We start from the raw sequence: 22,573 nt of genomic DNA on the forward strand, positions 1-22,573 counted from the left end.
AACCTCATCAAGTACAATCATACTTTTGCACGGTAACGGGTGCGAGGATCCGGATCAGACTACTGCCCCATTCGAGGGTTCGCCCGTCAGCTCAAAGACGTGTTCACCGGCAGACCTCCATGTGCTCGCACCAACCGCACATTCTCTTCATCTGGTCATTACAGGTTACTGGTTCTTATCAAAGCTTTTCTGCTATGCCATTCACTCTATCACAGGGATCGGGGTTCGTAAAGTATATTTATAAAATAAATTGTAATTTTATTCGCGTTCCGGCAGCTGAACCTGCGATCACTTTGGTTGGATCTGCCCCCCGGAAACAGGAAAGCTCCCCGGACTGAGCCGGGGAGCTGCTTTACATGCTGGTCTTGGGACTAGATGGTGGCTCGTTCAATTAAACCGTAATTTCCATCTTTCCGCTTGTAGATCACGCTGGTGATGCCGCTGAGATCTTCAAAGACATAGAAATCATGGCCAAGCAACTCCATCTGAAGGATTGCTTCCTCTTCCGTCATGGGCTTCAGTTCGAAACTCTTGGTCCGGACAATTCTTGGTTCTTCCTCACCTGGCACAGGTTCTGCATTTTCAGCAAAGGCCGCCTGGTTGAAATCAGGGAAACGAACCGATTCTTTGGTGTGGCGTTTTTCAATCTTTGTTTTGTATCTTCTGAGCTGACGTTCAATTTTTTCAACCACCCGATCGATGGATTTATGCATATCATCGGTGGTTTCCTCAGCTCTTAAAAACAAACCATTGAAGGGTATCAATACTTCTACCTTGAAGTTCGTCTTTTTGATCGTGGACATGGTGACTTTGGCATCTGCCTCTGACTTGAAGTATTTATCAAGCTTGGACAGTTTCTTGACCATCAGATCTTCCAGTGCGTCAGAATTCCGCATGTCCTTGAAGTAAATTGATCCTTTCATATCTGTCACCTCGTTTAGTATTTTGTTGTTAGTTCTATTTTACCCTTTATTGGCCGATAACTCAAGGCACAAGGCCAATAAAACACCTCATAATTGCTGAGTCTGCCGCACTTGGCGGACATCTTTGAGGTAAGCTGGGATGGTCTCATTGTTCCGGATCTGATCAAAAATCCGTACCATCAAGTCTTTTCCAGCCAGCCTCTCCCGGGTGAGGATATCGATGGAAGTCGGACTGGTCAGTGTTTTTTCGAAAAACAGAACCATAAAGTCTTCCGTAATCAGGGTGACTTCAAAATGGTTGCGGAATGTTCGATTGACCCCCTTGCCCTTCCAGCGAAAGGTATTGAAAATGCCTTCGACGGGATAGTCAAAACCCAGTCGAAATCTCATTTTGCCGTTCTTTATGTATTCCACCCGGTCCTCCAGAACCAGTTCTTCCCCCAGATGGCGGGGATGAAAATTGAAGCTCACCGTATTGATTTCAGGCTTCTGCCACAGCGGACAGCCTGAATAGGCCAGATACCAGCGGCCCTCCATCCTGAGGAGCAGGTCATCTGCCACATTGTCAATATTCGGCTCTACTCCAACTCGGGCGTTCATCTTTCGTCTTTGTAAAAACATCTTATCCTCTTCTTCCTGTCCTGCGTTTTCCTTTATGTCTTTTCTCCCGCTGCTCGCGGGTGAGACTGACCGGCTCATTGTTAATATAAAACCGCCACGGTCGGTCCCGGTCTTTCCCGGCATAATCGATGCCGATCCGAACATCCTCTTCAATGGCTTCCGCCACATAATCATCCGAGGCGATCCAGAGGAGTTCATTGGCTTGATCCTTTAAATCTATGCCGTAATGCGTCCGATTCAATCCCAAAGCCTGGCAGAGCTTGCCCGGACCATTGGCAATCTGCCGGGAACCGGACAATCCTGATCCGCTTGTCATGCGATGGGCCGCCATCACCTCTTCTCCCATTACCGGCACTCCGGCCCGAATCAGCACGGCTTCGTGCAAGCCCGGCCGGTTTGCCGTGATGTTGAAGCACCAGTGAAGACCGTAGATCAGGAACAGGTAGGCCCTTCCGGCGTCTCCGAACATAACCCGGTTTCGTGGAGTGATTCGCCCGCCGCGGCTGTGGCTGGCAAGATCTTCCGCTCCCATGTAGGCTTCCGTCTCGGTAATGCGCAGAATGAGTGACTGTCCGTTGACTTGATGGACGATCAGCTTGCCCAGCAGATCCCGGGCCAGGGCAATCGCATCCTGCTCAAAAAAACTTTGGTCAGTGATTCTATGCATAGCGCCAGAGGATCTTGATTCTGACCCGTCGATCCTGCTGATCGATCCGGACACCATATCCCTGGCTTTCAAAGTACGATTTAATCTCATTCAAATCCTGCCACTCCACTTCATCCAGCAGGAACACTTCCTCCGTGAAGTTGAGCTGGGTCGAAGCGGCCCGAATCCTGGATTCGAACAGGTTTTTCATCTCTTCAAATGTTTTCTTGTGATCATCCTGATCCTTATGGTCTCCTGCCGGATGAACTTCCCGAACGGTAATTTCCACCAGGGTGTCCTCCTGGATATCGTCCGGCAGCTTAATGATATCTTTTAATAATCCCGCTTTAATAGTTTTCCTTAGTGTCATCGCTTACACCTTCCAGTATTTTTACGCTGGCCGACACGCCCAGGCGAGTCGCGCCTGCATCGATCATGGTGATTGCATCGGCAAGAGTTCTGATGCCGCCGGAGGCTTTGACGCCCATTTCCGGTCCCACTGTCTCCCGCATCAGCCGGACATCCTCCGCTTTGGCGCCGGCTGTGGAAAAGCCGGTACTGGTTTTGACAAAGTCAGCTCCTGCCGCTTTGGCAATCTGGCAGACCTTCACAATCTCATCCTGTTCCAGCAGACAGGTTTCCAGAATGACCTTGGTCAGTTTATCCTGAGCCGCATTGACCACCGCCTGGATGTCCTCCCGGACATAGTCATAGTCACCGTCTTTCACGCGGCCGACATTAATCACCATATCGATTTCGTCAGCTCCCCGAAAAACTGCTTCGGCTGTCTCATAAGCCTTCGCTTCGCTGGTCATCTGTCCCAGCGGGAATCCAACCACCGTACACAGTTTGACCTCACTGCCCTCAAGGTATTCTTTCGCCTGTTCCAAGTTGGAGGGATTGATGCAGACGGACCAGGTATGGTAGGTCCTGGCTTCGTCACAGAGCTGTCTGAGCTGTTCTTTGGTGGCATCCGCCTTCAGCAGGGTATGATCCATCAATTGTGCCAGCTGATGTTTCGAATATTCCATAATAAACCTCTTTTCAACGCGTCGTTTTCTCTATTATACCAGTTAAGTGTATCGAAAAAGTAAATGGTACAACACGCACTATAGCAACTCATTCCGTGAAAAGTCACAAATCTGTCAACATTTTTCAACCATGGAACTAAATTAAGGAATCCCGCTGCGGTTTTATGTTATAATTTCTAGGATATCTACCTCTCGATGAAAGGAAATCACTATGGGAATAAAAAACAAGTTCGAAGAATATCAGATGGAAACTTTCATGGAGCAGCATGGCGACCGGATTACCCCGGTTTATGGAAATGTTTTATCTGTAAAAATAGACCGGACGAAAAAATTTCTGTTTTGGAATGTGCTCAATGTCAGCATGGTAGTAAAACCGGTCGGATCCAGAAACGTTACCCGTTGCCAGTACAAGAAGTCCGGCTTTAAAGAACCGGCTTTTATAAGTATCCGTCAGGGGAATGAAGTGCTGGTCCAGGGATTGAAGGGTGAAAAAGGCAAAGATGCCTCTGAAGTTGTCACGATCATGAACGTGGTGAATATCACAGATCGGACCCAGCTGGTGGAAGGCGATCTATCGGTGGATGAAATCATCCGCAACATCAAAGGAAACATCAAGCGTCAGCGCACCTAGGACAAAGTACCTGCACAGGTACTTTTTTCTTACTGAAAAATAAAAATTCAGACGGATCAGTCAATGAGAGGAGTTTGCATCGTGAAAGAAACAGTCTATATCACAGGCCATAAGAATCCGGACACGGATTCCATTATTGCGGCGATTGCCTATGCGGAATATAAAAACAAGCAGGGACATGTCCAGGCCGTCCCGATCCGCCTGGGGGCGATCAATCGCGAAACCCGGTTCATCCTGGATTACTTTGGCGTCGGTGAACCTCAGTACATGGAAACCATGAAGCTGCGGGTCGGGGATCTGTCCTATGATACAACCCAGCCGGTCGAAGCAGATATTTCGCTGAAAATGGCATGGAATCTGATGAACAAAAACGCGGTCAACAGCCTGGTCGTCGTGGACGAAGAGGAACTGCTCAAGGGCGTGGTATCCATCTCCAACGTCACCCGCTCCTATATGGACGTGTGGGATACCAACGTGCTGTCCAAGTCAGATACTCCCCTGGAGAACATTCTTGACACCTTATCCGCTGTCCCTCTCTACATCCCGGAATCCCCCCGTCCCATTACCGGCAAGATGGTAGTCGTCAACCTCCATCCGGACGACGCTCAGATCATGATCGAAGACGGTGATGCCGCCATCACCGGCAATCTGGGGGATCTGCAGCAGACCGCCATAGAAGGCGGTGCCGCCTTCCTGATCATTACCGGCAATCATCACATGAGCGAGGGCATTCGCGAACTGGCAGAACAGCGCCAAGTCACTGTTCTCCAGACCCCCTACGATACCTTTACCGCCGCCCGTCTTCTGCCTCAGGCGGTGCCAGTGGAATACGTCATGACAAAGGATCATATCATCTATTTCACTCAGGACGACTTTATCGAAGATGTGTCCCCCGTCATGGCAGAAACTCGCTTTCGCAGCTATCCCATCGTCACAGCAGAAAAACGGGTCAAGGGGACATTGTCCCGCTACCATCTGATTTCTTCCCAGAAGAAGAAAGTAATCCTGGTCGATCACAATGAGCGCAGCCAAAGCGTGGACGGACTGGAGAACGCAGAGATTCTCGAAATCATCGATCACCACCGGGTGGCGGATGTAGCAACGGGTTCCCCGATCTATTTCAGGAACGAGCCGGTAGGCTCCACCTCCACCATCATTGCCAACATTTTCTTCGAGAACGGCATCCGCCCGTCCCGCAAGATTGCCGGCTTGCTCTGCGCAGCGATCATATCGGATACCTTGTTCTTCAAGTCCCCCACGTCCACGCAGGCAGACCGACTGACGCTGGAACGCCTGGCAAAAATCGCGGATCTGAATCCCGAACCCTTCGCCATGGATATGTTCCGGGCGGGGACGTCCCTGGAGGGCAGAACTCCGAAGGATCTGCTGGCTCAGGATTTCAAGACCTTCACCGTGGATGACCAGAAAATCGGCATATCCCAGGTATATTCCCTCGACTCCTCTGCCCTTTCCAGTATGAAGGACGAACTCCTCCAGCTGATGGACACCCGAGCCAGGGAGGCCGGTTATACGATATACGGCCTGCTGATCACAGACATTTTCAAGGAATCCTCCGAACTGGTCGTGACCGGTCCTGAGAAAGGATTGATTGAAAAGGCCTTCAACCAGACAATCCAGAACAATTCCATCGATCTGCCCGGCGTCCTGTCCCGGAAAAAACAGGTCATTCCGGTACTGACTTCAGTGGTCATGAATAAAAAAAGAGGTTGATCTCCCTGCTTGTTCTCACATTATTTACTTTATGCAGGGGGAAGAATAAGCTATACTAATACTAATCATTTGAAAGCGGAGGATCATTATATGTCTGAAGATATGAAAGATAAGAACGTACACGGAGAAGAGCATGTTCATGATGAACATTGCAATCACGACCATGACCATGTTCACGATGAACACTGCAATCACGACCATGACCATGAGCACGAGCATGGCGTCACTGTGATGATGGAAAATGAGGACGGCACCTCGGAAGAATATCCGGTGGTTGATGAGTTCGAATACAATGATTCCGTGTACGTACTGGTTGAAAACCCGGATGGAACCGTAACGCCCCTTCGCTCCGTAGGCGAAGAAGGCGATCTCGAATTCCTGACGGAAGACGAATTCAACGAAGTCGCTGCCGCCTACAACGAATTCATGGATGAATTCGGTGATGAGGACGACGACGAAGATGAAGACGACGACGACCTGGATGCTGACTTCCATGACGATGACAACGTTCATGAGAACGGTGAATTCGAGCAGGAGTATGACGAAATGGACGAAGCAGAGGATGAAGACAAGTAATCCCTGACCAGTCTCGAAGTAATCACAAGGGCTGAGGCACTGAATGCCCAGCCTTTTTTCAATGAATCAGACAGGAGGCAAGCTATGGATCGCTTAGCAATCTTTGATGTGGATTACACCCTTACAAAACGCGAGACCCAGGTGGAGCTCATAAAATTTCTGATCCGCCATGAACCTCGAAAAGCCCTCTATTTGCCAAACAGCGCGTTGGCTGCTCTGGGTTTTCTCCTGGGGTTTCATGATGAGAAGGCGTCGAAAGAACAAAATCTGAAAGTGCTGCGGGGTCTGACCGAATCCGACCTGAACCAGCTTTCCCGCCGCTTCATGGAAGAAAGCGTCAAGCCCATGCTCTATCAGGACGGAATCCGGCGCCTGAAGAATCATCACGAGGAAGGCATGCGGGTGATCCTGATCTCCGCTTCCCCGGAATTCTATATCAGAGAATTTGAGCGCTCGCCTTATATTGAAAAAGCCATGGGCACCCGATTTGAGATCAAGGATGGAATATTCACCGGAAAAATGATCGGTCGAAACAATAAAGGCGATGAAAAGATTCACCGCCTGATGGAATACCTGGGACAGGACCCAGTCGACTGGACCGAGTCTGTCATGTATTCAGACTCCCTCAGCGACAAGCCACTCATGGATCGGATGGGACAGGCCTATCTGATTAATCATAAAAAAAACCCATATTTTCCAGTGCTTCACTGGAGTTAGCCGGAAAGGAGATCCCTATGACGGAAAAAATCATGAAGAACAACCGCCTTTACGAGAAAGCTCACCTGACCATCCCGCAGGGCTCCGGCCTGGTCTACGAAGTGATCCGGGTGATCGACCGGGCTGCCCTGTTTTTTCGGGAGCATTATAATCGATTCTGCAGCACGGCACGAAAAAAAGGAGTCACTGACTTTATGTCCTTCTCCTCATTCCTTGCGATGACCGATCACTTTATTCAGGCTCAGGCCAAATCCAGTTTCAATGTGAAGGTGATCCTGGATGTGAAAAACCAGGACGTCTATCTGTTTGAAAGTCCATCGTCCTATCCCGAAAAAAGCCTGTATGAATCCGGAGTTCATACCGAACTGATGCCTTATGACCGATCCGACCCGAATGCCAAGATTACGAACCCGGAACTTACAAATCTTGTGGAAGCCAGACGGCGGGAAACGGGCGCTTACGAGCTGATCCTGGTGGATCGACATCGCTTCATCACGGAAGGCTCCCGTTCCAATGTGTTTTTCACCGATGGCACTTCCCTGATCACCCCGCCGCTGCATAGCGTACTTCCCGGCGTGACCCGCCAACGGATCATCTCAACCGCTCAGGCGCAGGGCATACCCGTCCGGGAAGAACTCATACCAGCAGATTCGGTCACTTCCTTCCAGGGGGCCTTTGTCAGCGGGACGTCGCCGAAGATTCTTCCCATTCGAAGCATTGGCGAGCATCCGTTTCAGTCCGCCCGTCTTCCCATCCTGCTGGACCTCATGTCCGCTTTTGATCGGGAGATCATGAAGGACTTGAATTCTTATCGAGAGATATCAGAAAGTCAGGCCGTGCATACCAGAATTATTCATAGCGAAGCCAATATGTGAAAAGTATAAAGAAAAGAATGGTGAAATACTTAAGGTTTATTAGTTGTTCTAAATCGATAAATATTAATTGTTTTAAATTACTTTTATTTATAAAGATTTCTTCACAACTATAACGAACGGCTTTTTCACTCTGATGCCAATAAAAAAAATAGACAGAGCTGATGAAGCCACCCTGTCTGTGAAGTGTCTGATATGCTAGGATCTGGCGGAAGGCTCGATTAAATCATCTTCCTGATAGGTTTCTTCGATCATGGCGCCATAGTCATTCACGAATTGGTCCAGCTCAGCCTTGTGGTCCTGGACATACTTTTGAACCATGGCACCGGCTGCCATAGCTCCCAGTACGATGAGCATTTTGCTTTTTAACTTCATGCTTCCCTCCCGGCAGGCCTTTCGAGCCCGCTCCTCTTTATAATTTGTTTATACTATACGATTATTATAACATAGACTAATCTTTGGCATACCAAAGCTTTTTGATAACTATGAGATATAATGGAATAAGAATTTTTATTCATCTTACTTTGACCTATTAACGAAAGACATCATGACAGGCGGTGAAAATTTTGCTGAGTATTTTAGTAGCGGAACGAGACGGAGACATCCGGCGCAAAATAAGAAATGTACTTCAGGATTCCTATAAGGTTTATGAAGCGGACAATGGCATCGAAGCCATCGAGATCAGCAACCGGGAACTGATTTCCATTTATCTGATTAATTGCGAAATGCCCTTCATCTCAGAAAAGGATTTTTTCAAACGGTTCGAACACCTCTCAGTCCATCCAATTCTGGTTTATGGAGCCCCCGAAGACTTCAACCTGGCGGAAGAATTTCCCTTTATCGATTTTTTCGAGAAAACGGACGATATGAACACCATTCGGCAGCTTGTAGATCGACAGAGCTTCCACCATTTCGGAACCAGTGATGACCCCCGCTATTTCCGACTTATGGGGATGGAAATAGACTATTACCAGAAGCGATTCAACCTTGAAGGCAAGGAAGTAAAGCTGACGCCGAAAGAATTTGATCTTTTGGTCTTTCTTATCACGCGCACAGGCAATTACTTTAGCCGGGAGACTCTGCTAATCCAGGTCTGGGGATATGATTTCCTTGGTGATTCCAGAACCATCGACACACACGTCAAGAGTCTTCGCAACAAACTGGGGCCTTATCGCAACATGATCCAGACCATCTGGGGAAAAGGCTACAAGATCGAATTGCCGGAACCGGGACAGATCTAGAAACTGTTTGTATCGATCGGCTCAAAGACCCGAATGACTGGCTCAGTCGGCATTCCCTGGAGCTGGTCCATTTACCATCCATTCAGCAAATCATTCACCTATCCCTGATAGAACCAGACGCATACCAGCCACAGGACAGCATCCCTGCTCGCCTGTGGCTGTTCTTGTCTGCCATCAAAAGAGAATGCTCGAACTTGATTCCTCCTGCAGGATTCCCTCCCACTGATTTTGGTCAACCGGATTTACAATCTGTCAGTCACTCGATTGCGACAGGCCCTAAGCAGCCGCAACACCGACAAGAGCCCCCTGGGAGGCTCAGATGATACGAGGCAGTCACAAGGAAGATTCCAGAATGATTCCAGTAGGTCAACAGTAAGCCGAGTTAACGACTATCAAATAAGCCGGATCCGACACCATGGAAAGCGTCGGATCCGGCCTTTTCCTTTTCTGAAGCGGATAAATCAAGGCGTTGCCTTGAATTATCCAGTCATATCATCTCTTAGGCTTCAAAGCCCTTGACTTCGTAGCCGATGTCCTCAATCGCTTCACGAACGGCAGCCTCCGAAACCTCACCGGCATATGTCGCGCTGTGGTCCGCCAAGTCAACCCGGACTTCCTTAATTCCCGCCAGAGCCTTCATGGCTTTTTCCACACGGGCGCTGCAGCCGGAACAGGACATTCCTTCAATTCTTACTTTCATTCTGAGTTCCTCCTAATTCATTTTTTGATTTTTTATACTGATTCGTTGATTCAATCGCTTCAAATCGCTTTTTATATGAAGGGGTAAACCTTGTGGTTGGATCTGGTCTGTGTTATTTGGTCAGATGCTTATTCCGCTGCCTTTGTCCGGGCTGTGGCGCGGGGCGGCTTGTACCCTCTGAGTCTGAGGGCATTGGTCAGGACGCTGACGGACGACATGCTCATGGCGAAAGCGGCAATCATGGGATTGAGCAGCAAGGAATGATTTTGCGTGAACAGATACAGCAGACCCATGGCGACAGGGATGCCGATGACATTATAGAAAAATGCCCAGAACAGATTCTGCTTGATGTTTCGAATGGTTTTTCGGGACAGATCGATGGCTGAGGCAACGTCCATGATGTCGTCATGCATCAGAACAATGTCCGCAGATTCCATGGCCACATCGGTCCCGCTGCCGATGGCGATGCCTACATGTGCGGCTGCCAGTGCCGGAGCGTCATTGATGCCGTCTCCGACCATGCCGGTGATGAAACCTTCCTGTTTCAGGTTCTCGATGGTCTGAATCTTATCCTGGGGCATGACTTCAGCCACCACCTCGTCGATTCCCAGCTGAGCCGCAATGGCCTGGGCAGTGCGCTGATTGTCGCCTGTAAGCATGATAGTTCGAATTCCCATTTGCTTCAGCTGATCCACGGCTTCCCGGGATGTCGGCTTGATCGTATCCGCGACGGCGATGATGCCGATGACCTGATGCTGACGGGCCACGAACATCGGGGTCTTGCCGTTCTGAGCCAGTTCCTCCGCCTGTCGGACAATCGGGTCTGCCATCTGCTGGGACCTGGTGGTCATCAGACGTTCGTTCCCAATGGACCAGAGGACGCCATCAATTTCAGCCTGGATGCCCATTCCGGTTAATGTTTTGAACTGTTCTGTCCGTTTCAGCGGGATTTGACCTTCCCGGGCAAAATCAATCATAGCCCGTCCCAGAGGATGCTCTGAATCCGCTTCCAGTGAAGCCGCCGCCTGGATTAATTCCTGAGTGGTGAAGTCCCCTTGCGGCAGCACATCGGTGACAACGGGTTTCCCCTGAGTCAGGGTACCGGTTTTGTCCAACACCAGTGCATTGATCCGATGAGCCTGTTCCAGTGCCTCTCCGGATTTAATCAGAATTCCGTTTTCAGCGCCTTTGCCCGTTCCCACCATAATGGCCGTCGGGGTAGCCAGACCCAGGGCACAGGGGCAGGCAATGACCAGAACGGAAACCAGAATCGTCATGGCAAAGGCTGTGCCTTCGCCGCGCATCAGCCAGAACAGGGCGGACACGATGGCGATGACAATAACGACCGGTACGAAATATCCGGAAATGATATCTGCCAGTCTGGCAATCGGCGCTTTTGTCGCCTGCGCGTCCTCGACCAGTCGGATGATGGAAGATAGCGCTGTTTCACTCCCTACTTTTGTTGCCCGGTAGCGAATGGTTCCGCCGCTGGAGGTTGAAGCGGTGTAAATTTCGGCACCGGGACCTTTAGCCACCGGAATGGATTCTCCGGTCAGCATGGATTCGTCCATATAGTTGCTGCCTTCCAGAACCTCTCCGTCTGCGGGCGCTGAGGATCCCGGCTTCAGCAGGATGATATCGCCTCGCACCAGATCGTCAACCGGGATAACAACTTCCTGATCGTTGCGGATGATCGTTGCCTTGTCCGGTCGAAGTCCCATCAGTTTCTTAATAGCCTGACTGGTCCGCCCCTTGGAGATGTTCTCAAGAAACTTCCCCAGCGTAATCAAAGCCAGGATGGTGGCTGCCGACTCGAAATAGATGTTGTGCACGGCGTGATGCTCGCCGCCGGCCACCAGCAGAAGCTGATAGACCGAAAAGCCAAACGCCGCGGTCGTTCCCAGCGCAATGAGCGTATCCATGTTAGGATTACCCCGGAACAGGTTCGCATATCCTGATGTATAGAACCGCCGGCTGACAAAAAGAACCGGCAGCGTCAGCGTCAGCTGCAGCAGCGCGAAATTCAGAGGCTGGTGATCCGGTGCGATGACGGCAGGCAGCTGCAGGCCAAGCATCGGTCCCATCGCAATGACAAGCAGAGGAATCGTAAACGCCATGCTGACAATCAGCCGGATGCGGTATGGATTGACCGCCTGCACCTCAGTTGCTGCCGTGCTTTCTTCCCGCAGATGGAATCCAAGCTTATCCACGGCAGCTTCCACTTCGTCGGTTTTAATCAGAGCCGGGTCATACGACAGATAGAGCTTGCCGCTGGCATAGTTGACGACGGCAGAGTCGACACCGTCTTTTTTCCCCAGCACCCGTTCAATGGATTGGGCGCAGGCTACACAGTCCATGCCCTCCACAGTAAACTGCTTTTTCCGCAGTTCAGCCGCCGCTTCCGTCTGACGGCTGATTTCATCCTGTGTCAGATGGAACCCCAGTTTTTCCACCTTCTGATGGATCAGTTCATCCGAAATCAGATTCTCATCGTAATCCAGATATAATTTATTGTTTCCATAGTTGACCGTGGCAGCCGTTACGCCTTCCTGACGTCCCAGCACCCGTTCGATGGACTGGGCGCAGGCCACGCAGTCCATGCCGCCTACTTCATACGTCTTTTTCATCGGTTATTTAGCCTCCAGTAATTTTTCCATCAGGGCGGCAATCTCCGCCGTTTTCTCCTGCTTAAGAACCGGATCCTCGCTGTTCATCGCATCCAGTACACAATGTTCCATATGCTGGACCAGAATATGCTTTTGAGCTTTTCGAAGCAGGGCCTGAGCTGCCAGGATCTGATTGGAAATATCAATGCAGTAGCGACCGGTTTCAATCATTCGTATTATCCCGTCGAGCTGGCCCCGAGCGGTCTTTAACTGAGTTAGTGCCAATTTGCGTTCCTGATTCATGGGTATTGCTTTTGTTGTCATTCGGTTCCTCCTCCCCCCCCCTGGGGTGGGGTGCATCTTCAGTATACCCTCTTCCTCTGATTGATGTCAAGATGGCAAAAGACTCTTCTGAAAACCTGCCAGGGCAGCAGGACAGAAGAGTCTTTCATGGTCTTTGATCACTTGATTCACAGCCGGCTGCGTGATCAGATCGGATGACGGGATCGTCCGCCGCCGGGACTGAAAGATCCTTACTTCAGCTTTTTTGTAAGAACCCGGCGAAGAAGTTTTTCCTTCCAGCTCTCATAGGGAGGATACAGCATGGAATTCATCAGATTGGCCGGAGAGGTTACCACCGTCCGCTGATGAGAAAAAGCTTCAAAGCCATATCGACCATGGTAGGAACCCATGCCAGAATGCCCTACGCCGCCGAATGGCGCGCCCTGAGCACTAACCTGGAGCAATGTGTCATTGACACACCCTCCCCCGCTGGGAAGGCGCAGAAGGACTTTACGGGCAAAGGCCTCTTTCTGGCCAAAGACGTAAGCCGCCAGGGGCTTTTCTTTTGCTCGGATCTGCTCGATGACTGAATTGATGTCGCGATATTCGAGAACCGGCAAAATGGGGCCGAATATTTCATCCCGAAGTAGCGGATGATCCAAAGGGACATCAGTTGCCACCGTGGGGGCGATATAGCGTTCTTCTGCCAGAATCCGACCGCCTTTCACCAGGTTCAGATCTGCGGTCAAAAGCTGACAGAGCCGATCGAAATGACGCTGATTCCCGATCCGGCTGTAATGAGGGCCAAGAGCCGGGTCATCGCCGTAAAACTCATCGATGGCCCGCTTTAATTCTTCGAGAAAGGCTGCGGCAACCTCGCGGTGGACATACACATGATCCGGCGCAACGCAGGTCTGGCCGGCATTGACAAATTTTCCCCAGGCGATTTTCCGGGCTGCCGCCACGACGTCAGCATCGCGCAGCACGATGGCCGGATTCTTTCCGCCCAGTTCCAGAAGAACTGGAGTAAGCGTACGGGCAGCTACTGACATGATTTTCGTCGCGGTATGCGTGCTCCCGGTAAACAGAATCTTGTCAAAACGCTGCTGGAGAAGTTCATTGTGAGGATCCTGCGTGCCGTCAATCAGCTCCACATGACCGGGCCGGAAGACCCGTCGAATCAGATCGCGCAGTTCGCTGGACACATTCGGCAAAGATCCGCTCATACGTATCACTGCGGTATTGCCCGCGCTGATTGCCGAGATTAAAGGCATCAGCGCCAGCTGAACCGGATAATTTGTCGGGACGATTATGAGCACCACGCCTAGGGGTTCTCGGATTATTTCCGTCCTTGCCATCATGGTATCGATGGAGCGGGGGACCGTTTCCGGTTTGGCCCACTCTTCCAAATGCGCCGTCACATACTCGATCTCCCGGTAGACTGTAGCAAATTCGGTCATAAAAGCTTCAAAAGACGGTTTCCCCAGCTCCTGCTCCAGAGCCCTCACCAGATCCGCCTCCTTCTCCCGAAGCGCAATATGGAGGCGTTTGAGGGCATTCAGACGAACCGTCATTTGCCGGGCAACGCCTGTCGCGTAATAGGCCCGGCAGGCTTGCACTGTTTCGTGGATCATAAATTCTCCTTATTTTTCGGATTCACATCCAGGATGCACTTTGTCCGCCTCCACAGATATTCACCCGGCTAATTTCTGTTTGGTATTCTACTCTCAAACGAAAGGAGAACTCACGGATGAGTTCTCCGACCGTTTCCGTTATGTTGAATCGTTTTTAGTGGTTGGGATCCTCTTCGGGGAAATCAAAGCTGAGTTCTTCCGCTTCTTCTACCTCCAGATCATCCAGCTCCAGGTCGACTCCGGTTTCATCCGCGAAATCATAGTCTTCCAGGTCGCCCTCGATGCCCTCAAACAGCAGATCATCCTGCATGTCATAGGATTCCTCTTCCATAAACAGATCATCCAGTTCACTGTTCAAAAGAATCGCCACTGAATTTTTCATGAGCATGTCTTCAAACATGATCACTGCATCATCTGAATCCGTCTTTCTCAGAACTACGGTTCCCTGATAGGTTTCGCCTGGCTTAATGATTCGCTGTTCCAGCGTTGTGCCTTCTTCATGAATCGGAACCGGAGCAGTAACCCGGGATCTGGAGTTATAGCGCTGAATCAGCATCGGGCTGAAGAAATAATCCTTATTGCCCCGATTGTGAATGGTGACTTCGAGTTCTTCGGTGTAGAATTCCTCAGCATCCGCTTCCTCGGCCTCCGTCTTCATCCGGTTCACCCGTTCCTGGAGATAATCCTTGGCATCCAGAAGTTTCTCCTTCAGATTCTGGAATCCTTCGGAGGTTTTCTGCCGAATTTCTTCAGTTTTCTGCATGATCACCGATTCATCGTCTTCCCAGGAGATTTCATCCAGGCCATAGGGATTCTCGACCAGATTTTCTTCCGGAGTCGGATCATCGCTTCCGGATTCCATCTTATTTTCGAAGAGGTCATCGGCCTTGTCTTCCACGGCGGACTTTGCTTCACCAAAGGTTTCTTCCAGGTCTTCGGTCAGCTTTTCCAAGCCTTCCCGATTGTTCTGGATAATGTCTTCAGAGGATTCTTCCAGATCCTGAACCTGATGAATGATCTGTTCGTCCTGCTTTTGGGCGGTTTCAAACAGTTCCTCTGCTTCCTCGGCTGCTGCTTTCTTCGCTTCCTTGAACCCATGTTTCAGGTCATTTTCCATGGAATCGAGTCCTTCTTCATTGTCCTGAATAAAAGCATCTTTCTCATCCAGGGCAGCCTGGCGTTTTTCAGCCAGCATTTCTTTGAATTCGTCAGCCTTTTCACTGGCGATCGAATATACTTCCTTGGCTTTGTCTCCCACCGTCTCTGCGACCCGGCGGGCGGTCTCCCCGGCTGTGCCCATGGCAAGCTCCGCTTTCTTTCTCAGTTCTTCGACCGGGTTGATCGGCTCTGCCAGATCGTCCGGGTTGAATTCAGTCAGATCTTCCCCAGGGAAAGACAGGTTGACTACGATGTCCTCGCCCAGGAGGGCATTCTGTCCGACCTGGTATATTTTGGTGGGACGTACATGCATTTTTGCCGGGATTTCGGTTTCCGCTTCAAGAAGTTCCGCATCTCCCATTTCATTCCATTTTTTCATCTTCTCTGAGAATTCTGCCTTGACGGCTTCTTCCCGGTCCTTGCGATTCTTATAGTAGGCATATGCTCCGGCAGCGGCTGCGGCCAGAACGGCCATACCGGCAGCGGTCTTTACAACCTTCTTCCCTTTTTTCGGGACTGCCTTGCCTAAATCTTCAGCTTTCGTCTTGCTGAACAGGACAGCCTGTGCTCCGGCTGCTTCCGCATCCTTTGTCACGTCTTCCTTTACCTTGGCCACCTTTTGAGCTGTTTCCTCAGAGTTCTTTTTAAAATGAGCCATCGCGTCATTCTTGGTCGCAATCAGCTTTTCACCGGTACGGCTGATTACCTTGGCTGCATCCTTACGGACTTCTTCAGCTGTTTCAGCAACATGCTCTGTTTTCTTGCCGGCATCCTTCAGCAGTTCGCCTACCAGATTCGCTCCCTTGCCAAATAACTCCTGAGCAGTTTCAAGCCCTTCCTTGGCGGCGGGAACCACCTTTTCATGTATGGTTTCCTGTATCGTCTCTTGTGTCTTTTTTACAATTCCGTCGTCTTTCATTATTGTTCCTCCTTAAAGAGTAATCTGTGCCAGGGTAAATCTAATCATATTATAATGCAAAAACCCTGAAGTCAGCGCTTCCGGAGCGTTTGTTTACCAAGTTTTAGTAAAATATACTTTTTTTTCACACGATATCGGCCAAAATCATCAAAAGCCCCGTCGTCGTCCTTCCAGCAGTAGCATTGAACGCAAAAAAGATCCTGCCTCCCGAGGTAGGAGTGCAGGATCTGCCACGGCCTGTCAAAGGTGCTCCGAACAACCTCGTGGCCTTACTGGACAGGCGTCATCATGGCCAGAACAACATAGCGCGCCTCATCAAAGTCATAAGCACAGGTGGACAGGGTTACGATCTGACCAGCGGCCTCTGTGGAGATAGGACTTTGAAACTCTGATCGGGCCTTCATGGCCTGTATAAATCCCGGCAAGTCCCCGGCATCAGAGATCAGCTGATACGTATCAGAGTCAGCCGGGGTCACAAATCCGGCAAACAGATCCAGCCGAAAGGTAATGTTCGGAGTAATGAGCCACATCATGGGATGGACCTCAAAATAACCCGGTTTCGAGTAGTCAGGCAGAGTTCCGAACATCGAGTCATTCTTCATATTATGCCCGTAGAGGATCGTGTGATAATCACTGAAAGCAGCCTGATTGCGAGAATCCATAAAAATGCTGCCGGCTTTATTCTCAGTCCCATCCACCATACGGTGAAGGTATTGTTGATTATCTTTTCCCCGGACGATCGGGTAATTGATTTTTCCGTTATCACTGTAAATCCAGCCAACAACATCCGGATAAAGCGATGCCAGAGCCGGCAGATCCACCTGGACAGGGTTTTCGGGATGACTCTCGGAAGGGTTTGCTTCCGATGATTGATTCCTTATCGGCTGCGTGCTGGATTCCAAGCGGACAAATTGGCTGGTCAGCTGATCATATCCACTTTCCCCAGCCGTATATTCAGAGATGATTGAGTACAGCTGAAACCCAGACAAGCCAATCATGAGTCCTGCCATCAGGATCACCAGCCATCGCACGGTCTTATTCATTTGTGGTGGTCCTTCCTTTGTATTTCAATCGATCAATCCGGCTGCTGTGAGGCTTTCACTTTGTTCCTCTTTCCGGCAGCCTTGCGGCGATCGTCATAGATGACATAAATCATTCCGGCAACCCCTAGCAGAAACACCATGCCCCATAGAAGCGGTGCTGACTCATCTCCTGTCTTGGGTGGATTTCCCGGATCCGTGGGATTGGCGGGATCTGTAGGGTTTGGGGGAGTTGGCTTGTCCGGTGGACCTGGATTTTCAGGGTCAGGATCTTTCGGCCCTTCCGGACTGGTTCCATTCGTCACATTCCGGAAAACCAGTTCACTGGGGATGTTGGTCGTCTGGTTGACGATCCTCACATCCACCTCATCGGTTAATCCCTGGACCGTAATCTGCACCTCATAAACCGTGGGATCATAGGTAATGGTCTGATCCTTTCCGGTTTCCTCAGAAACATAGTATACATGAGTACCAGGGCTATCAATCAGCAAGGTATCGAATAAGATCTGCCCTCCCCGATTCGGCTTGCGCTGAAGTACTGAATTGGCAGAATCCTTCAGCAGGAAGTTGAATTTATTCCCGACAGGAGCTTTCCCATCCAGAAATTTTTCTGCGGTCAGCGTCACCTGAACCGGGGAAAATGAACCGATCTCTTCAGCCAGAAATATCCAATCCACTTCGCCGATTCGGCTGGCATAGCGATTATTCAGTTCAGTCGGCACTTCCAGTTCGACCCGCAGATTGCTCGTCTGACCAAGAGTGAATACGCCAAGAAGGACATTCCTGGTCAACCCCCTTGTCTGATCCGGAGAGCCGTGGTAGATGGGTTGATCGCCCTGCCAGACGGTCATGGTCAGCTGACTGAGAAAGTCCTGCATCGTAGGGAGTGTTTCTGATGATGCAGTCGGTTCACTGATCGGATTAGCTGTTCCGCTATGCGCCTCGGCCCTCAAGAAGATACGGACTGCCTTACTCCCTTTGTAATTATTCCTGATCGCGATGTCCTGATGAATGACATCTCCGGGCATCGCGTTCTTAAACTCAGGGAATAAATCGCTGTCTGAGAAATCCGAACCAGGGAAAAATACATATTTCTCAGCTCCTCCCTCATAGGTAACCGAGGCAGGCTGGGCCTGAACAATTTGTCCCGGTACAGTCAAAAGCAGCAGGAGAACCAGAGTGGTCAGCATTTTCTTCATGGAGACACCTCCAGCCGATGATTGACCACAGCTACGTTCCAGGCCTCTTCCACCGCCAAGGACGGCGTGCTCTGGATTCCGGATCCGAGTATTTCGATGGAAAGCTGGCTGTTCGCATTTGGCCTGAGCTGTCTGGCCTCCTGAATCAGAACGCTGGAAACCTCACCTGAGCCCACGGGAGCGCGATGGTAGAAAAATCCATCCTGCATAAACCAGTCTGTCCGGTTGAGTTCGAGGGTATAGTCCGTTCCCAGTTCGGGCTGTTTCCCGATGATATTTCCAGAAGCGTCTCTCCAGGTCACCAGAATGGCTGCCCGGACATATGCCGAAACATTGCCCGTATTGGCAACAGTCACATCCCGCTTGGTCTGTCCATCGAAGGATTCCATGATTTCGACTGAAACCACCCCCTGCGAAAAACTGTTCATCACCTGGTCCGATTTGGATACAAGCAGGGAATACGTTGATCCGATTCCAAAGAGCAGAATCAGTCCGACTACCAGGAACATACCGGAGGATTTCATCAGGGAGCCCAGATTCAATATTTTATTTGATTTCATCCCTACCTCCTATTTACCAAGTAATTGAAAAATATTTCGGATCCAGGAATCGCCCGAGAGCCATTGGTCCGATGTCTTCTGGTTACGGAAGCTGAATTCAGCAGTACTTCTGGGGTTCGTCGCCACATCGATCTGCTGTTGATCCGGCGTATACCGCCAGGACCATTCGGTCAGTTCCCGAACCGTATAATTCCCCTTGGGCAGATCCTTTATCAGAAGTTCTGAATTTCCGGAAAGAGAAACGGTCAGGTCGATGCCTGCGGTCTTCGCGTCAGTTCCTGTTACCTGAAACAGGAATTTCTGCTCGGGATCTGTTTCATTCCCCACAATTGTTTTCACAATGCGCAAATCGGACAGCTCATCGAGATAATAGCCAAACCAGACTTCCTGGCTGCTGTCTCCTGCCGGGATTGTAACACTCACCGATGGGGCGGATCCTGTCAGGTCGTTCCAGACGAATTCCCGATATTCATAATCCGCAAACACCTGAGCTGTGACTAAATAACTTGTGTTGTAGTTCAGAGCACTCGTGCCATTGAATTCAAAATAGTCGGCGGGCTGGATCTGTTGAGCGAACTGCGGTTCTTCGACCGGTACCCCCTCGGAGTTCACCGGTTCTCCCAACTAGTTCACCCGGTACCAGTGTACCAGGATCGTTCCGCCTCCCACATTGACCTTGGGGAGAGGAAATTCCTTCACCACCGGATTTTGCAGATAGTCTGTATATTCAAAGGTCGTTTCTTTATTGGTATCAACGATTTCGCCAGGCAAAATGGTGACTCCCGGCCGAACTCCGACCCGGTAGATCATCGTTGGGTCATTTCCTTCATTCACATTGCCTGCCTGCCATAGAATCGACCGGGTGACCGGATCATAGGTCAGACTGCCCTGGCTCAGATAGACATCAGCCAGACCGGCCCGGTATACGGTCAGGTCATTCGTAGAAACAGGGCTGGCTCCCGAAAACTCCAACGCTACCTTATCGCCCATGGGGTCGGTGACTCGGGAATTGGATGCAGCGATTGCGATGCTGCCGGCAATCGAGGCAAAGGCATTCGTCAAAACCCTGGGGACATTGGTTTCATTGGCAGCAATTCGGAAATAGCCCTTTCCCAGAGTTCCGTCAGAGGCAACCGCTTTCAATACTGCCTCGCCATTTGTTCCGGCCTGCAGAGCAATGGAATAGACCGTCGTGCCCTTTGCCTTGGTTTGGTTTGCTTCCCAGATCGTTGCAATCCCATTGTTGGTACCCGAACCAGAACTGAACTGTCCATTCACATCAAATTTCCCAACCCAATATAATTCGGTTTGACCGTGACTGCAAGTCGCCCTGACAATGGCATTATAATTCATTGTGTAATCACTGCCTGAGCCGACCAGGATGCCATAATCCACTGCAAGCGGTTCTGACCACCGAATATTCGTCAAAGTCCCGCCAGTTTGATCCCACCTGGTATGATTCGAAGAACACTTTGCATAGGTTGCCGTGCCGACAATGGGGTAACTGTGAGTAGGCTGTCCATCACTCAGCAGGACGATATTCTTCAAAGTACCCGTAGACTGAGCTGAATAAAGAATCCGGTCCGCCTCGTGAAGCCCTGCCTGGATATTTGTGCCGCCGGAATCATAGTTGTTGGCGTAATATCCGTTTTGATTAATGGAATCAATATATTGCGTAAATTGAGTCTTTGTAGCTGAATCAAAGAATACTGTTGAATCAACCAGCCCCGAGCCATAAACGACCACCGCCAGTCGGGTAGTGGACCCCCCTTTCAGCAATTTCTCGCCGAATTCCTTGGCTGCTATTTTCGTATTTTTTAGGGTCAATCACAAATTCTGTGGGATTGACCGACTAGATCCATTCCCCAAACCGGCATAACATTTGATAATAGAACGAGCCCCGCGCTATGATGGAAATGCATCTGGACGGATGTACAAATCCAAACACAGCGGAGGCTCTGAATGAATTATACACAGGATGAACAAGCTAATACAATCACTGATTCCCAAAATTATCTGCACATCCCTTCGTCTCTTATTGGGTTTACTAATACGCATAGTTCACAGCATACTGCCGTTTCCGGTAAAAGTGTGATTCAGTTTCATGGAGTCCTCAAGCTAGATGACACCGATCGCGCCTGCCCCAACTGCGGGGGCTTCATGCACATTAACAATACGTCCTCATGTAGTCTTTGGCACCTGAACTTCGGGCACACTTATACTTCCCTGGAATTCGACAAGAATCAATTACTGTGCCCAACCTGCGGGATCACCAGAGTCCAGCAGGTGCCCTTTCAGGCACAAGGTCATCGGATCTCGCAACCACTTTTGCAATACACTAGGGATCTTCTCGCCATCGGAACCTACAACCTCAAGCAAGTCGCTGAGATTACTGGTCTTGGCAAGAACACAGTCAAAGCGATCGACTTGAAACGCCTGGAGGAAATGTACACCCTGGACGGCAAGCTCACCAAGCCCCAGAGGCAGGCAAAGTACCTCAGTATCGACGAATTCAAGCTTCACCGAGGCCACCAGTACGCCACCCACATCATCGACATAGAGACTGGCCATATCCTCTGGATCGCCCATGGCAAGCGCAAGCAGGTCGTCTATGACTTCATTGAGCACGTCGGTCTCGAGTGGATGGACGGTGTTGAAGCAGTCGCCTCGGACATGAACTCAGACTTCCAAGAAGCCTTTGAGGAAAAGTGCCCCCACATCCAGCCGGTCTTCGACCATTTCCACATCATCAAGAATTTCAATGACAAAGTGGTCGCTGAAGTGCGCAAAGACGAACAGAGGCGTCTTCAGGCGATGGGTGAGTACAAAGCTGCTGAGTCCCTCAAGAGGACCCGCTATATCCTGATGTCTTCTCGGGAGACGCTGCAGCGCAAAGACCGGGAGGCCGCGGAGGGCAAACCCTTGTCCAAGGGCGGTACGCTCTTCCAAAGGGCAGAGATCACGCGTCGTCCTGGCAGTGAGGAGAAGTACGACCAGCTCATCCAGGAGAACCAGCTTCTGTTCACAGTTGACCTCGTCAAAGAGATGCTCTCGGAGGCGTACAAGGCCGCCAGTGAGCCGGAAATGGCTAGTCTGATCACGGAGGTCATGGAAGTATGCTATGCCTCGGAGAATGAGCACCTGCAGTGGTTTGGGCGCCTGATGGACAGACATTTTGAAGGGATTATAGCTTATGCGACCTACCGTATTTCGAATGGTCAAATCGAGGGGATCAACAACAAGATTAAGACACTACGTCGACAAGGGTATGGCTATCCAGATGATGAATACTTCTTCCTCAAGTTATTCGATATGAGTCGTAAAACGTACGTAAGGAATCCACCATCCCACAGAATTTATGATTGAGCCATAAAAATTATAGACTTCATAACTGAAAATCCTGAATTTCCTAGGTGTACCAACGTTTTAATGATAATCATAATCTTTTTGCGGGTTTATTGAGTGTTTTTTTCAAAAAGAGGGTCT

The 22,573-nt window shown here is 50.2% G+C and carries 23 protein-coding genes and 1 other annotated feature (1 of these 24 only partly in view); of the genes, 7 read left to right on the plus strand and 16 right to left on the minus strand.

The window, feature by feature from the left end; all coding sequences use genetic code 11:
• Positions 1–191 (minus strand) — a binding site (T-box leader) (it extends 62 nt beyond the left edge of the window).
• 180 nt (positions 192–371) lie between these two features.
• From hpf to deoC, 5 genes are all read right to left on the minus strand, one after another.
• Entirely contained in the window at positions 372–923 is a 552-nt protein-coding gene (gene hpf / locus P6M73_RS10025; RefSeq protein WP_277852918.1) for a ribosome hibernation-promoting factor, HPF/YfiA family, read from the minus strand.
• A gap of 87 nt (positions 924–1,010) precedes the next feature.
• Positions 1,011–1,544, minus strand: coding sequence for a hypothetical protein (locus P6M73_RS10030; protein ID WP_277852919.1), 534 nt, complete (start codon positions 1,542–1,544; stop codon positions 1,011–1,013).
• A 1-nt stretch (position 1,545) separates the two neighbouring features.
• Entirely contained in the window at positions 1,546–2,211 is a 666-nt protein-coding gene (locus P6M73_RS10035; RefSeq protein WP_277852920.1) for a DNA-3-methyladenine glycosylase, read from the minus strand.
• Positions 2,204–2,560 carry a hypothetical protein gene (locus tag P6M73_RS10040; RefSeq protein WP_277852921.1) on the minus strand — a complete coding sequence of 119 codons (357 nt, stop codon included), beginning with the start codon at positions 2,558–2,560 and terminating at the stop codon, positions 2,204–2,206. The genes P6M73_RS10035 and P6M73_RS10040 overlap by 8 nt, the downstream gene beginning before the upstream one ends.
• A complete protein-coding gene (deoC, locus tag P6M73_RS10045; RefSeq protein ID WP_277852922.1) occupies positions 2,538–3,221 on the minus strand; it encodes a deoxyribose-phosphate aldolase in 684 nt (227 codons plus the stop codon). Before deoC ends, P6M73_RS10040 begins: the two co-directional genes overlap by 23 nt.
• A 211-nt stretch (positions 3,222–3,432) precedes the next feature.
• Between deoC and P6M73_RS10050 the strand changes: the two genes are divergently transcribed.
• From P6M73_RS10050 to P6M73_RS10070, 5 genes are all read left to right on the plus strand, one after another.
• Positions 3,433–3,852, plus strand: a complete 420-nt coding sequence (locus P6M73_RS10050; RefSeq protein ID WP_277852923.1) for a hypothetical protein — start codon at positions 3,433–3,435, stop codon at positions 3,850–3,852.
• A gap of 81 nt (positions 3,853–3,933) precedes the next feature.
• Positions 3,934–5,583 (plus strand): putative manganese-dependent inorganic diphosphatase, encoded by a 1,650-nt coding sequence (locus P6M73_RS10055; RefSeq protein WP_277852924.1) that lies wholly within the window; start codon positions 3,934–3,936, stop codon positions 5,581–5,583.
• 90 nt (positions 5,584–5,673) lie between these two features.
• On the plus strand, positions 5,674–6,159 hold the full coding sequence (locus tag P6M73_RS10060) for a DUF1292 domain-containing protein (RefSeq protein ID WP_277852925.1): 486 nt from the start codon (positions 5,674–5,676) through the stop codon (positions 6,157–6,159).
• A gap of 84 nt (positions 6,160–6,243) precedes the next feature.
• Positions 6,244–6,876 carry an HAD family hydrolase gene (locus tag P6M73_RS10065; RefSeq protein ID WP_277852926.1) on the plus strand — a complete coding sequence of 211 codons (633 nt, stop codon included), beginning with the start codon at positions 6,244–6,246 and terminating at the stop codon, positions 6,874–6,876.
• A gap of 17 nt (positions 6,877–6,893) precedes the next feature.
• The gene (locus tag P6M73_RS10070) at positions 6,894–7,751 is read left to right on the plus strand and encodes an aminotransferase class IV (protein WP_277852927.1); all 858 of its coding nucleotides are present in this window, start codon (positions 6,894–6,896) and stop codon (positions 7,749–7,751) included.
• Positions 7,752–7,946: 195 nt separating this feature from the next.
• Here the strand turns inward: P6M73_RS10070 and P6M73_RS10075 are convergent, their stop codons facing one another.
• Positions 7,947–8,123, minus strand: a complete 177-nt coding sequence (locus P6M73_RS10075) for a hypothetical protein (RefSeq protein ID WP_277852928.1) — start codon at positions 8,121–8,123, stop codon at positions 7,947–7,949.
• A gap of 191 nt (positions 8,124–8,314) precedes the next feature.
• On the opposite strand from P6M73_RS10075, the gene P6M73_RS10080 reads away from it, so the two are divergent.
• The gene (locus P6M73_RS10080) at positions 8,315–8,989 is read left to right on the plus strand and encodes a winged helix-turn-helix transcriptional regulator (protein ID WP_277852929.1); all 675 of its coding nucleotides are present in this window, start codon (positions 8,315–8,317) and stop codon (positions 8,987–8,989) included.
• Positions 8,990–9,488: 499 nt separating this feature from the next.
• Here the strand turns inward: P6M73_RS10080 and P6M73_RS10085 are convergent, their stop codons facing one another.
• From P6M73_RS10085 to P6M73_RS10130, 10 genes are all read right to left on the minus strand, one after another.
• On the minus strand, positions 9,489–9,689 hold the full coding sequence (locus tag P6M73_RS10085; protein WP_277852930.1) for a heavy-metal-associated domain-containing protein: 201 nt from the start codon (positions 9,687–9,689) through the stop codon (positions 9,489–9,491).
• A gap of 128 nt (positions 9,690–9,817) precedes the next feature.
• Positions 9,818–12,316: a heavy metal translocating P-type ATPase gene (locus P6M73_RS10090; RefSeq protein ID WP_277852931.1), complete on the minus strand. Its 2,499-nt coding sequence runs from the start codon at positions 12,314–12,316 to the stop codon at positions 9,818–9,820.
• A 3-nt stretch (positions 12,317–12,319) separates the two neighbouring features.
• Complete coding sequence (locus P6M73_RS10095) at positions 12,320–12,598, minus strand: metal-sensing transcriptional repressor (RefSeq protein ID WP_277855760.1); 279 nt, start codon at positions 12,596–12,598, stop codon at positions 12,320–12,322.
• A gap of 230 nt (positions 12,599–12,828) precedes the next feature.
• On the minus strand, positions 12,829–14,211 hold the full coding sequence (locus tag P6M73_RS10100) for an aldehyde dehydrogenase family protein (protein WP_277852932.1): 1,383 nt from the start codon (positions 14,209–14,211) through the stop codon (positions 12,829–12,831).
• Between the two features lie 154 nt (positions 14,212–14,365).
• Complete coding sequence (locus P6M73_RS10105; RefSeq protein WP_277852933.1) at positions 14,366–16,288, minus strand: hypothetical protein; 1,923 nt, start codon at positions 16,286–16,288, stop codon at positions 14,366–14,368.
• A 269-nt stretch (positions 16,289–16,557) separates the two neighbouring features.
• Positions 16,558–17,331 carry a class B sortase gene (gene srtB, locus P6M73_RS10110; RefSeq protein WP_277852934.1) on the minus strand — a complete coding sequence of 258 codons (774 nt, stop codon included), beginning with the start codon at positions 17,329–17,331 and terminating at the stop codon, positions 16,558–16,560.
• A 32-nt stretch (positions 17,332–17,363) separates the two neighbouring features.
• Positions 17,364–18,527, minus strand: a complete 1,164-nt coding sequence (locus tag P6M73_RS10115) for a Spy0128 family protein (protein WP_277852935.1) — start codon at positions 18,525–18,527, stop codon at positions 17,364–17,366.
• Entirely contained in the window at positions 18,524–19,087 is a 564-nt protein-coding gene (locus P6M73_RS10120; protein ID WP_277852936.1) for a hypothetical protein, read from the minus strand. Before P6M73_RS10120 ends, P6M73_RS10115 begins: the two co-directional genes overlap by 4 nt.
• 9 nt (positions 19,088–19,096) lie before the next feature.
• On the minus strand, positions 19,097–19,711 hold the full coding sequence (locus P6M73_RS10125) for a hypothetical protein (RefSeq protein WP_277852937.1): 615 nt from the start codon (positions 19,709–19,711) through the stop codon (positions 19,097–19,099).
• The gene (locus P6M73_RS10130) at positions 19,712–20,914 is read right to left on the minus strand and encodes a vWA domain-containing protein (protein WP_277852938.1); all 1,203 of its coding nucleotides are present in this window, start codon (positions 20,912–20,914) and stop codon (positions 19,712–19,714) included.
• A gap of 135 nt (positions 20,915–21,049) precedes the next feature.
• Here P6M73_RS10130 and P6M73_RS10135 point away from each other — a divergent pair, with 135 nt between their 5' ends.
• On the plus strand, positions 21,050–22,453 hold the full coding sequence (locus P6M73_RS10135; protein WP_277852939.1) for an ISL3 family transposase: 1,404 nt from the start codon (positions 21,050–21,052) through the stop codon (positions 22,451–22,453).
• The last annotated feature ends 120 nt before the right edge of the window (positions 22,454–22,573 follow it).

This window comes from Anaerococcoides asporogena, from assembly GCF_029590275.1.
GTDB lineage: Bacteria > Bacillota > Clostridia > Clostridiales > Clostridiaceae > JG1575.